This window comes from Clostridium sp. HGF2 (assembly GCF_964240115.1).
In the GTDB taxonomy this organism is placed as follows: domain Bacteria; phylum Bacillota_I; class Bacilli_A; order Erysipelotrichales; family Erysipelotrichaceae; genus Clostridium_AQ; species Clostridium_AQ innocuum.
In genome coordinates, this window is sequence record NZ_CAXSSO010000024.1 from 1 (window position 1) to 1,885 (window position 1,885).

A 1,885-nucleotide genomic window follows, 5' to 3' on the forward strand; every position below is an offset into this window, starting at 1 on the left:
CAATGTCATCAACTTAAGGTATCTTGACAAATGTGTGGTTTATTGTATAGAAAACGAAAAAAGGTGAAATGATTACCTAAAATGGGTATCTATTTCACCTTTAATTATGCTATAATTGTAGTGTGAAATGAAAGGATGATTACACATTATTTAATATATATCTAAATTGATTTGTAGTGTGTACGATGGTGCTGTTATGTATGTGAGAACTTGGAAAAAAGGATCCAAAATCTATGCCAGTATTGTGAAATCTACTAGAAATGGTACAAAAGTTTCTCAGGAGACTGTTGCTTATCTTGGAGAAGTCACTTTTGATCAGATCCCTTATCTTAAAGCTGCTTATGCTAAGAATAAACCATTATTGGTTTATCCGGAGGAGTCCTTATGATGTCGTGTGAAAAATCTTATCTAAACAGGATTCATAGAACCGCTTTTCTGCTCGATACTGAATATATTGATATTATCCGTGGAAATAATCAAAATGCTTATACGAGAAAGAGAAAAATCCTTTTGCCTCATATCTTTATGCAGATGCTTGCCACAACCGGAAAATCACAGAAGAATGAAATTTCTGATTTCATTGAACAAGTTGATGAAAATATAGAAATATCACAAACAGGTTATTTTAATGCGCGGATGAAATTTAACCCTGATGCCCTTCGTACAATTCTTCATGATATCAACAGAGATGTATATGCAGAAAAGAAATTATTAAAATTAAATGATTATTATATTATGGCGATTGATGGAAGCGATTTTTTGATACCTAAATGGAGAGATAATAAAGAGGTTTGGAAAACAAAATTGCACGATGGCGATAATGATCCTGTGATGGGTTCTGCTTCCAGTATTTTTGATGTCATTAATAAATGTATTATAGATATATCTATAAATTCGTATAAATACAGTGAGAAATCAAGCGCAGAAGATCATTTGGGTTATGCACGAGATATCTTACCTCAAGGATCAAAAATGGTTTGTATATTTGACAGAGGATATCCTTCTATTAAGCTGATCGATCAGATGTTAGAAAGCGGTCAATATTTTGTCTTTCGATTAAAAGCAAATGATTTTAAAAGGGAATGTGAAGAACTTCGTGATGATGAAGATGATAAATGGATTGATGTCATATATGGTAGATTGCGGAGTAATCACTTCCGTGAGGATAGATCATTTCGGATAAAACTTATGAATACTACCTACCATTTACGTTTTGTGAAATTCCAAATCGTACTCAATGACGGAAGTACAGCTACAGAGATATTATTGACAAATCTTTCTGAAACTGATTTTGATACAGAAAGTATGAAGGAACTGTATCATCTGCGCTGGGACATAGAAACCTGCTATCGCTCCATGAAGTCACAATTAAAGATGGAAGAATTCTCAGGTTATCGGGAACAATTGATAAAGCAGGATATATACGCATGTGCATTAGTATACAATGCTGTATCTGATATCGTATGTTCAAAAGAAAACTTAAGTACCATACAACAGGAAAGATATAAATATGAGATGGCATTTAATAGAAATTATGCGAGTGGAAAATTGAAACACTATCTACTGAAGATATTTGTGTATTATGATCATCCAAAGCTAGCCAAAAAAGCATCAGTAAAAATGGATAAAGAGATGATGCGTCATCTCTGTCCAATACGCCAAGACAGAAATAGCATATATAGCAGACAGAAAAAGCGATTGAATAAACATAGAATGACTTATCGTTATTCTTATTGATGTAGTGTGAAATAGTATGATAGTACCAAATTCGTGTTTTTTTGCGCACTTATTTTTCAAAAAAAAGTATCCTCTATAGGAACATATTGATTGTTCTCTATACTGAATACTCTTTTTTTGTCAAGATACCTTAAGTTGATGACATTGC

Annotated in this window: 1 protein-coding gene; it reads left to right on the top strand. The window is 32.6% G+C overall.

Annotated features, from left to right (window positions below; genetic code table 11):
* The first annotated feature begins 384 nt into the window (after nt 1-384).
* A complete protein-coding gene (locus ACESPQ_RS20750) occupies nt 385-1,737 on the top strand; it encodes an IS4 family transposase (protein ID WP_002607744.1) in 1,353 nt (450 codons plus the stop codon).
* Nucleotides 1,738-1,885 lie beyond the last annotated feature (148 nt).